The sequence below is a fragment of the Anaerotignum sp. genome (genome assembly GCF_031981185.1).
Lineage (GTDB): Bacteria > Bacillota > Clostridia > Lachnospirales > Anaerotignaceae > Chakrabartyella.
In genome coordinates this window covers 130,947-141,781 of the sequence record NZ_DALYUL010000002.1, presented here as the reverse complement: position 1 = coordinate 141,781, position 10,835 = coordinate 130,947, and the positions used below count along the sequence as shown (strand labels likewise).

Genomic DNA, 10,835 nt, shown 5'->3' with positions numbered 1-10,835 from the left:
AAATGATATTGATTTTGGGATTTATACAAAGACATATTGTGGTATAACTTATAATCTGATGGATACCGCAAGCGGGAATGGATATCGAAACAGACCCATTGGACGCCCCAATTCTCAGGCGTTTACAGATCCAACGGGAGCCACCTATACACCAAGTAACTTTAGAAATGTTTATGATGGCCAAGGATATGAAATTATTGATTATCGCTGTGTTACCACAAATGAAGATAGATATCAATTCACTGGCCTTTTTGGCGAGGTACAGGGGGCTTCACTGAAAAATATCGTTATGGTTGCTTCCGATCCTGAAAACAATTCTGGTTATGTTACTTCAGAATATAACGACGGTTCACATCATCCCGGTGTTGGGGCTTTGGCAGGATTGGTGTATGTTGGGGTAAAAGGGAGCGATGATAATGAGCAATATCGAAATGATGAAACATATTCTTATGCATCTGTTAAAAATTGCTCTGTAACTGGATATAAAGTAAGCTATGCTCCAAAAAGCAATGCTAAGCTGCCTTGTGCTGTGGGTGGTTTGGTGGGTTATAACTTTGGTAGAATTGAAAATAGCAGTGCGGTAAGCAAGCTGGTTACTGCGGATCGAAGCTCTAACGTTGCTCGTTATATTGGCGGTTTGGTGGGCTCAATCAATGGTAGAGGGACTATTACAAACTGCTATAGCGGTGGTACCGTAACAGCCTCTGACAGTTCCTCCTCCAACACCTATTTGGCAGGAATTTGTGCCGGTTTTGATAATATTTATGGTATCTATGATAATCAAGCCAGCAGCAGAAATATGGTCATTACAAATGTATATACTTATTGCAACTGGGATAAAAATGATATAAAAGGTATTCCTTATGCTGTAATTAATAAACAGGATAAGCTGAAACTTTATAATGGTTACTACTTAACAAATACCGTAGGTACGGGGGTAACTTTAAATGGAACAGTAGCAGGTGGGGAGTTTTCAGTCAACAAATTAAATTATTCGCAGCTATGTTCATTATCCATTCCAGCAAGCAAAGATAGTGCAACTGGCATAGATGCAAGGGGCTCGGGTCGTGCTACCTCGGGGAATACTTATCCGTGGTCTTCATCATTAGATTCTGTTGCTTATTCTTACCCTGCACTGGTGGTCAATCCAAGAGTGGAAACCACTACATATGTTCATTATGGAGATTGGTATTACGAGTCAACAAAGAAGGATTCCGGATATTTGACATATTATGAGTTGTATTCCGATGGTACCTTTGCTACCAGCTATATCAATGAAAAGAATGCACTTTCTTATGTGGGAAGCTTTGACACAACCAATAGTAAAACCATTGATCGTGCAGGATATGGTGTCCTTCGATTGTTAGAGGATGCAGGAACCTTTCAAGCAAATGGTCAGACTCTTCAGCTAGGGACTATTCTTAAGAACGATATTACAGTTGGGAAAGGAATCTATAATTTATATAGCCTTAATGACACAAGCTTGCTTTTATTGTTACCTGAGAACAATATGATAACCAAGGAATTACAATTTGGGTATGATGAAACAGAGGATTCTGTCAGAACCCCGAAAACACGAACAATTCATGTAAACGGAGCCTTTGCCGATACACTTTCAACCACGGCATTAAAGGCTTCCGCTGAAGTACCTCTTAAGGTGCGTACAGCCCAACAGCTTCAAAATATGACTTCTGCAAGCAGTGGGTGGTATATTAAGCTGGATCATGATGTTATGGCTGAGACAAATACAGGTGGTATTATCAATGCAGGGTATACCTTTGATGGTGGATACCTTTCAGGGGGCAGTGCTAAAGCTTTCAATGGGTATAAAACGGGAAGTAATGGAAACCGTATTTTCGGTTTAAAAATGCCTTTGTTTGATATCATTGCTGTAAATGGAAGTATAAAGAATTTGGCTTTAATTGGAATAAACATGAACAGTTCTACAGATGGATTAGCAGCCGTAGCCAAAACGAACAATGGAAATATTCAAAATTGTCTTGCTACAGGCACAATAAATACAACTACCACCAGCTTAGGAAGTGCAGGTATAGTTGTCCAAAACTTTGGTACTATTACTAACTCTTATGTGAATCTAGCAATTACCAGTGTGAAAGGTGAAGCGGCAGGCTTTGTACTTAGAAACAGTGGAACTATAAACAATTGCTATGCCTTAGGCCAAGTGCAGTCTAATAATGCAGTTGCTTCTGGTTTTATTGGAAGAACTTCTTCTGGGTCTAATGTTCAGAGTTGCTATACCCTTGCCAGTGTATCAGGAACCCAGAGCTATGGATTTGTTCCAACGGGTTCTACAGGCATTACTACTGCATCGTGCTATTGGGCAAAAGATAAAACAATAAACAATTCAATTACAAACTCTGGTGGAACAATTAAATCCCTCACCCAGATGAAAACGGTATTTACCTCTGGAGCTTGGACAACAAGCAATGCAAGTGCAACATGGAGCAATACCATGAGTGGATATTACCCCTATCCTAGACTTTCTGCATTAGATCACTGTGGTGATTGGCCTGTAGGAATAAGCGGGAAGGTTGGGGCGATTAAGCTTTATTATAAATCAAGCTGGTATAGTACGGACTATTATGCAAACGGGGTAGTGGTGAATTTAGAAGACAATAAACAGACTAGCTATACTAAACCACGGGGCGCAAGTAGCGATTCAAGGTATGGAATCGTTTTCGACAGTAATTTTGCAGAAGATTTGTCAAGTTGGGAGGCAATATTTACATATAATTATAATTACAATTATAATTGGGTGTATACGGATACTGTTTCATTGTCAAATAACTCTTATGTTTTGCTAAGAAATACAAATGCAGATGGACTGACATTAAATGTTTTTTCCCTTAATGATTATTGGTATACTTTAAATAATGTAACAGTTAGAAATAAAATAGATGGTACAGAATATGTATTTTATTACAATAGCAATACAAATACATTTACCTATTAGTCCGTAAACCAAAGAGGTGCTTTTATGAAAATTTTAAAAAAATTAAATAGCAATAAAGGCGCCTCTATCTTGCTTGCCCTCATGCTTTTCTTCGTTTGCTTTATGGTCGCCTCAGTTATTTTAAGCTCAGCCACGGCAAATATTGATAAGATACGTCAAAGGGACGAGAATCAGAAAGAGTATCTCTCCGTAAGCTCGGCGGCAAATCTTCTCAGGAATATTTTCGGAGGAGTTGAGTATAAGGGTTGGGAAACAAACACGGTCTATGAGTGTTTTGGAGAGCTCTTGGAAATCAGACCTGCAAAGCATAGTGATATAGCTGAGATTTGTACAGAAATGGACTATCAAGCAGGTGTTGAGGCAAGGTTGCGGGCCGAATTACAAGGTATGGTGTATGAGGCGTTTACTTCTCATACCCAGTATGTAAATCCCAAGCCTGTCTCTGCTGTTATAACCAGAGAGTTTGTGATAAAAGGCACAGGTATGGAAGATGTGAAGTTGAAAATGTCCTTGGATCGTGATACTTACTTACTAACTTGTTCGTTGACACTAAATGACAGCACAGATGTGACTTTTAAGGCAGGTGTCAACGCCCAGAATAAAGAATCGGCGGATATACTAGTGAAGCCTGATGTGGATACTCATGAGGTCTATACCCAGATTAAAGAATATGACGGAACAACATCATGGGATTGGGTATCAAAAACCTATGATGTTACTGTTTATACAATTAATACAAGAATTACGTATGATGCCGGAACAGTTTCAAAGGGGGTGTACCCTTGAAATTGATACAGAATAAAAAAGGGGAAACATTATTAGAAACCTTGGTGGCGATTTTAATTCTCACAGTTTCTGCCATGCTGTTGGCAGAGGTGACTGCATCCTCAACAAGAATCAATCTGGATGCTGAAAAAGTAGATAAAAAATATCGTGAGGATTTGGAAAAGGTTGAAAAAAGAGAGACACCCATTTCTGGAGAAGTAACAATAAAAAGTGGTGGTACTACCTATACCTATGATGTGAATTATTATGGAGATAAATCGGGATTCACCTCCTATGCAACAAAGGAGGGGGGAATATAATATGAAAGGAATCAAAAAATTCTTAAATAAAGGGGGCTTTTCCCTTTTTGAATCTATGGTAGCCTTATTGATTATTTCTATCCTTACCATTGGAATTACGACTGCGGTAAATGCAGCAGCCAGTATTTATAAAAAATCCTTGTTTGTTTCTGAGGGCGAGGTGCTGGCAGCTACCATTGATACTGCACTATCTGATGTTCTGCGGTTTTCTTCCTCTATCAGTGAGGAGGATGGTATCATTCAATTTACCAATGAAAACTATAATGTGGTAAAGGGGCATTTCGTACTGAAAAAAGGTTGGCTTTATTTAAACCTGACTGATGAAAAGGCGGATGATGCAGATGATGCACCAGTGGTGGCATTGTTAAATGGTGGAATTTATACGTCTATGGTAATAGATTCATTCACTTTACACTATCAAGATGGGGTTTTTTCGGGAAGTTATGTGATTAAAAGCAAAGAGAACAGCGCTTTGAGCAAAGAATATACTTTCTATTTCCGTACATTAAGCTAATATAGTGTATTACAGGGAGGGGGACAAAGGATAAAATGAAGTTTAAAAGATTGGGAGATATGCTGACTTCAACGGGGGTTATTACCAGTGAGCAGCTTGAGATTGCTTTAAAAAAACAAAAAGAAACAAAAAATCGCTTGGGAAAAGAACTGATTGAAGAAGGTATTATTACTGAAGAACAGTTGATTAATACGTTGAAGCTTCAATTAGGTCTTGATTCCATTGACCTATCGGTGATTTCTATCCCTAGCTCCCTTTCCGAGATGGTGCCGAAAAAGTTGGCAAACAGCTATGGTCTTGTGCCTGTGAAGCTGGAGGGAGATTCGCTATATGTGGCAATGAGCGACCCTTTGAATTTCATGGCATTGGAGGATGTAAAAGCGGTCAGCAAAAAACGAATTATTCCTCTGATTGCAACGGAGGAGTCTATACAAAGAAACATTGCTTCTCTATATGGAAATGAAGGCGCCGCCAGGGCGATTGCTGAGATGAAGCGAGAAATAGATGACGCACCTGTGGTTGCTATTTTTGGCGATTCTTTTATGTCCAATATCATTGATAATGATGAGCAATCGGCACCCACCATTCGTTTGGTGAACTCATTGATCGAGCGTGCGGTGATTGAGCATGCCAGCGACATTCATATAGAACCCAGTGAAAAAGAGGTTCGGGTTAGAATGCGTATTGATGGCTTACTTCGACATGTTATGACAGTACCCAAGGATTTGCAGGCTTCTGTTATTTCTCGTCTGAAAATTATGGGCGGCATGGATATTACAGAGCGCAGAATTCCTCAGGATGGTCGTTCCAATGCCAAGGTGAAAAAAGCGGACATCGATTTGCGTATGTCTACCTTACCTACCATTTATGGTGAGAAATTTGTTATCCGTTTGTTGGATAAAAATACCCAATTGTTGGATAAAGCAAAAATTGGTTTAACAGGCGAGGATCTGGAAAAATATATGAAGCTGATAGACCAAAAGGGCGGCGGCGTGGTTTTGATTGCCGGGCCAACGGGTTCGGGAAAATCTTCTACTCTATATACAATGATTCGTGAGTTGAATACGGTTGAAAGTAATCTGATTACCCTTGAGGACCCTGTTGAGTATAATATTTCAGGTATCAATCAGGTGCAAATTAATGAAAAAACAGGGATGACTTTTAGCGGTGGATTAAGGGCAATCCTTCGACAGGACCCGGATATTATTGCTGTCGGAGAAATCCGTGATGGTGAAACGGCAGAGATTGCTATGAGAGCCGCAATAACAGGCCACTTGGTGCTGTCAACCATACATACCAACAACGCAATTGCCACGTTGGATCGTCTTTTGGATATAGGTGTTGAGCCTTATCTCATATCAAGTGCATTAAATGGTATTGTTTCTCAGCGTCTTGTACGCAAAATCTGCCCCAATTGTCGAAAGGAATATGCCCCCTCTAAGGAAGAATTGGCAAGCATTGGTCTATCTCAAGAGATAAATCATAAATTTTATCATGGAGATGGTTGTCCGTTGTGCTTTAATACGGGGTATCGTGGCAGAGTTGCGGTGTTTGAGATTTTGGTTATGGATAGAAAAGTCAGAAATGCCATGGCATCCGGTGCAAAAAGAGAAGAATTGGCGGATATAATACAGAGTGATAAGAAATTTGTTTCCCTAGCAGATAATTGCAGGAGATTGGTTTTGGAAGGTGTAACCACCGTTGATGAAGCAAAAAGAATAACGAATTCGGAGGATTATGCTTATGAGAGTTGATGACTTAATTATATATGCCAATGATAAGAAAGCGTCGGACATTCACTTGATTTTTGGCTTGACTCCTAAATGCCGTGTCAATGGGCGGTTAGAATCTATGGCAGATTTTATTTTGAATGATGAAGACTGCGATAATTATGCCATGGAATTAGCCAGATATCGGTATGAAGATTTTTTGGAAGTCGGAGAAATGGATTTGGCAAGAACCATTGAAGGAATTCGTGTCCGTATCAATTTATTCCGCCAACAGGATCATACCTCTGTGGTGATCCGACTTTTGAATGACAAGATTCCAGTGCTGGAAAGTTTGGGCTTGCCCGAGGGGGTTGATAATCTAACGGAGCTTAAGCGTGGCATTGTCATTGTAACAGGGCAGACGGGTTCAGGTAAATCTACCACCCTTGCGTCACTGATTGACCGTATTAACCATACAAGGGATTGCCATGTTATCACTTTGGAAGACCCCATAGAATATATTTATGAGCCGGATTTGAGTATATTTAACCAAAGGGAAATCGGGCGGGATACAAAAAGCTATGAATCAGGGCTTCGCTCTGTTTTAAGAGAAGATCCCGACGTCATTTTGATTGGCGAGATGCGAGATACCATTACCATGGAAACCGCCTTAAAGGCGGCGGAAACGGGACATTTGGTGCTGACAACACTGCATACCGGTTCTGCGGCAGAGGTTGTGGATCGTATTGTCGATTCCTTCCCTGAGGCTAGACAACAGCAGATTCGTTTACAGCTTTCACTAACCCTTATGGCAGTTTTGGCACAACAGCTTCTGCCCAAAAAAGATGGAAGCGGACGGATTCCCGCATGTGAATTCATGTTGGTGAATCCTGCAATCAGAAATTTGATTCGAGAAGGAAAATCTCCTCAGATAGACAACGTCATATCGACGACGGCAGATAAAGGCTCTGTCACAATGGACAATGCAATTATTAAGCTTTTTCGTGATAAAAAAATATCCAGCAGAACAGCCTTGTTTGCCGCAAAAAATTTGGAATTTGTAAAAAGAAATATCACATAAGAAACAATTTCCATCAGTGGAAAGGGGAGATGTAATTGCTAACTTATAAATATAAGGCGGTTTCCAAAAAGGGTGCGGAAATCGAAGGCTTTGTAGAGGCTTTTAGTGAATATGAAGCAATCAATAAAATTAAAGAAAACCATGATATTGTAACAAGCATTTCAGAAGTAAAAATGGGAAAGGGAAATGCCGTTACAGGGAAAATCAATGAAAAGGCATTGGCAATTTTATGCTCCCAGCTTTCCGTTATTGTAGGTGCAGGGCTCCCCATCCTTCGTGCAGTGGAAATGATCGCCGCGCAAACTGAAAACAAAAAGCTGAAAACCATTATGGAAGGGGTCTCCAAGGATGTTGCATCTGGGGGAAGCTTGGCGAAAAGCTTTCAAACCAAAGGTCCCAACCTTCCCGTTACGTTTATTGAAACCATACGCTCTGGGGAGGAATCAGGTACCTTGGAACACTCTTTTCGTCGGCTTCATGATTATTTTGATAAAAGTGCAAAAATGAAGGGGAAGGTCAAAAATGCCATGGTCTATCCCGGCTTTACCATGATTGTTGCGGTTCTTGTCATAATCATTATTATGGTTAAGGCGGTACCTGTTTTTACAAACAGCTTCGCAGAACTTGGTGTGGAATTGCCTTTACCCACAAGAATGTTAATTGGGATGTCCAATTTCTTTGTACATTATTGGTTCGCCTTGGTGGCTTTCATTGCCCTTGTTCTGGTGATATATAAATTATATGAAAAAAAGGAAGACAATCGTTTGAAGCTAGAGCATTTCAAGCTTAATATCCCCATCTTTGGAAAGCTTGCCATGTTAAAGCAGGCATCCCAATTTGCCGCCACCATGTCAACTTTGATTGGGGCAGGCTTGCCTGTGGTGGAGGCGGTTTCCATTACGGGGAAGGTGATGGATAACAAATATATTGGCACCCAAGTAAAAGGGACAGTATCTATGCTTGAGGAAGGGAAACGCCTTGGGGATAGCTTGCATAACCGAACGGAACTGCCACAACTTTTGGTTGAAATGACAGCCGTGGGAGAAGAAACAGGCTCCCTTGAGGCAACCTTGGATACCATCGGAGAATTCTACGATAGCGAAATTGATACCCAAACCTCCAGAATGGTAACCCTTTTGGAGCCGATTATCATTTGTGTTTTGGCGGTCGTGGTATTGTTTATCCTTGTTTCTGTATATGCACCAATGTTCTCTCTGTATGGAGGAATATAAAAAATGGAAGCCCTACCAGAAATTAACGCTGGGTAATTGTTTTACAATCGTTGCCAAAAGTCTGTTGGGCATTTAAAATAAATCTACGTGGGTTTCTGTTCTTGTAGGAACCTAGAATTTAAGTTGTTATTCATTTGTGAGAAACCCGCTCACTTGGAATATATTTTTATTGACTAATTAAGGAGGTACATAATATGAACAAAATTTTGAAAAGAAAAAATAAAAAAGGCTTTACATTAATGGAAATGCTGATTGTTATTGGTATTATTGCTATTTTGGTTGCGATTGCTATTCCTACATTCAGTGGTGCAAATAAAAAGGCTAAATATGCTGCTGATGTCGCAAATGTGCGTTCATGGTATGCAGAAAAATTGGTAGCAAATATGACTGATGATACACCTTTACCTACTAAGGCAAGTGACTATGATGGACCTGAACTTCAATATGGAGACATAACAGAGATTATTGGTGGAACAGCTGACAAATTTAAGGTAACATATACACCTGATGCTGTAGATGGAGATATAAAAGTTATGACCTTCCCCACACCAGCAGCAACTCCAGTACCCAAGACATCATGATGAAGTGCTACTTAATATTCACTTATTACTAATTTTTCATGGTGAAATAATTGCCAATTAACCACAACCCAATTCCCTGATAGAACTGTGGCGGGTTGCAGTTCTATCGAGGGTTTTGGATAAACAGGAGAAGTGCTTATGCTTCGATTATACAATTTTCAAGATACTTACATATTAGCATATATGTTTATTTTAACATTTATCGTTGGCTCCATTATGGGCAGTTTCATCAACTGTGTTGCGTGGCGCATTGCCCACGGGGAGGACTTTATCCGTGGAAGAAGCCATTGCCCTGTTTGTGGACATACTCTAACCCCTTTGGAGTTAATACCCATTGTGTCTTATTTGATGCAAAAGGGAAAAAGCCGTTGTTGTAAAGAGAAGATTTCCGTGCGCTATCCAGCTACAGAGCTTTTGACTGCTCTGGTTTTTGTTGCCTTAGTTTGGAAATTTGGTTTAAGTTTAGATACTTTGATGTTTATGATTTTAGGTTTGATTCTTTTGGCCATTGCCCTTGTGGATTTGGAAACAGGAATCATTCCCGATGGTCTGATTATTGCAGGAATTCTTAATTTTGTTTTGTTTACTTGCTTAAAAGGTGATATTATCTTTTTAAAGCTCCTGAAAGGAGCGCTTGCTGGATTGTCTATTTCTGCGCCTATTTTGATTCTTTCCCTTGTGATGGATCATTTTTTGCATAAGGAAAGCATGGGCGGCGGAGATATTAAGCTATATTTTATGGTTGGGCTTTATTTCAGTATACAAGTCAATGTACTTCTGGTTTTGCTGTCTTGTGTTTTTGGAATCTTATTCACATTGATGTTTCAAAATATTCGTGTGGAAGATGAAGAAAACCCCTTGGCATTTCCCTTTGGTCCTTCCATTGCAATGGCGGCAATGACTTGCGTTTTTGTTGGCGAGCCTATATTGCAATTTTATTTGGGGTTATTTTAAGTTTGAATATGACCGGCTGGTTTTGGAACAGCTTGGATATTATATATTTTTCATTTTTTAGAGTACCAATATAAGTTCGATACATATGAAAAGCGTTATATGTTAGATACAAGGGAGGGTTATAATGTCCAAAGGATATACAGGAATACAAATTGGGGAGAGCAGTATCAAAATGATACAGATTGTCGATGGAAAGGCAGTGAAAACGGCAACGGAACTTACGCCGGATAACTTGGTTCGGGATGGATATATTTTGTCCTTTGAAGCGCTGGGAGAAATTTTAAAAACAATGGCGAAAGCCAATCAAATGAAAAACCACAATGCAGTTGTTGTTCTGCCCTTGGAAGTCTGCTATTTACGCAGAACCAGTATGCCTTATATGAGTACAGACCAATTAAGGTTAAACCTTCCCTATGAATTCCGAGATTATATTCATGCAGATCGAGAGGAATATTATTATGACTATGCTGTAGTTGGTCAGGAAAAGGATGAAGAAGGGGAAATACGTTCCTTGGAACTGCTGATAGCGGCGGTGAAAAATGAATTGATTGAGAGATATACAAAAATATTACACTATGCTGGTTTTAAACTGAAAATTGCGTTGCCCGATGCTTGTGCGTTTGGCAATATCATTCGTGACTATGAAAATAAAAATGAAGATCATCCTGATGCTTACTGCATTGTAGACATGGGGCATTCCGGCAT

10 protein-coding genes are annotated in these 10,835 nt (G+C 39.8%); all 10 read left to right on the top strand.

Annotated features, from left to right (window positions below):
* Positions 1-2,974: GLUG motif-containing protein (locus RTK36_RS01695; protein WP_312043668.1), on the top strand; the 2,974-nt coding region annotated here is incomplete at its 5' end.
* Between the two features lie 24 nt (positions 2,975-2,998).
* Positions 2,999-3,760 carry a hypothetical protein gene (locus tag RTK36_RS01690; RefSeq protein ID WP_312043666.1) on the top strand — a complete coding sequence of 254 codons (762 nt, stop codon included), beginning with the start codon at positions 2,999-3,001 and terminating at the stop codon, positions 3,758-3,760.
* Entirely contained in the window at positions 3,757-4,059 is a 303-nt protein-coding gene (locus tag RTK36_RS01685; RefSeq protein WP_312043664.1) for a type IV pilus modification PilV family protein, read from the top strand. Before RTK36_RS01690 ends, RTK36_RS01685 begins: the two co-directional genes overlap by 4 nt.
* Position 4,060: 1 nt before the next feature.
* Positions 4,061-4,573, top strand: a complete 513-nt coding sequence (locus RTK36_RS01680) for a type II secretion system protein (protein WP_312043661.1) — start codon at positions 4,061-4,063, stop codon at positions 4,571-4,573.
* Between the two features lie 35 nt (positions 4,574-4,608).
* A complete protein-coding gene (locus RTK36_RS01675; RefSeq protein ID WP_312043659.1) occupies positions 4,609-6,327 on the top strand; it encodes a GspE/PulE family protein in 1,719 nt (572 codons plus the stop codon).
* Positions 6,317-7,363, top strand: coding sequence for a type IV pilus twitching motility protein PilT (locus tag RTK36_RS01670; protein WP_312043657.1), 1,047 nt, complete (start codon positions 6,317-6,319; stop codon positions 7,361-7,363). Before RTK36_RS01675 ends, RTK36_RS01670 begins: the two co-directional genes overlap by 11 nt.
* Before the next feature lie 35 nt (positions 7,364-7,398).
* A complete protein-coding gene (locus RTK36_RS01665; RefSeq protein WP_312043655.1) occupies positions 7,399-8,595 on the top strand; it encodes a type II secretion system F family protein in 1,197 nt (398 codons plus the stop codon).
* A gap of 194 nt (positions 8,596-8,789) precedes the next feature.
* A complete protein-coding gene (locus RTK36_RS01660; protein ID WP_312043653.1) occupies positions 8,790-9,176 on the top strand; it encodes a prepilin-type N-terminal cleavage/methylation domain-containing protein in 387 nt (128 codons plus the stop codon).
* Between the two features lie 138 nt (positions 9,177-9,314).
* Positions 9,315-10,130, top strand: coding sequence for a prepilin peptidase (locus RTK36_RS01655; protein WP_312043651.1), 816 nt, complete (start codon positions 9,315-9,317; stop codon positions 10,128-10,130).
* Positions 10,131-10,254: 124 nt separating this feature from the next.
* The coding region (pilM, locus tag RTK36_RS01650; protein ID WP_312043649.1) for a type IV pilus biogenesis protein PilM at positions 10,255-10,835 on the top strand (581 nt) is incomplete at its 3' end.

What these genes read in the sequence shown, in the direction of transcription:
- RTK36_RS01670 (WP_312043657.1), top strand. Translation starts at nt 6,317, where the DNA reads ATGAGAGTTGATGACTTAATTATATATGCCAATGATAAGAAAGCGTCG.
- RTK36_RS01690 (WP_312043666.1), top strand. Translation starts at nt 2,999, where the DNA reads ATGAAAATTTTAAAAAAATTAAATAGCAATAAAGGCGCCTCTATCTTG.
- RTK36_RS01655 (WP_312043651.1), top strand. Translation starts at nt 9,315, where the DNA reads ATGCTTCGATTATACAATTTTCAAGATACTTACATATTAGCATATATG.
- RTK36_RS01660 (WP_312043653.1), top strand. Translation starts at nt 8,790, where the DNA reads ATGAACAAAATTTTGAAAAGAAAAAATAAAAAAGGCTTTACATTAATG.
- RTK36_RS01675 (WP_312043659.1), top strand. Translation starts at nt 4,609, where the DNA reads ATGAAGTTTAAAAGATTGGGAGATATGCTGACTTCAACGGGGGTTATT.
- RTK36_RS01680 (WP_312043661.1), top strand. Translation starts at nt 4,061, where the DNA reads ATGAAAGGAATCAAAAAATTCTTAAATAAAGGGGGCTTTTCCCTTTTT.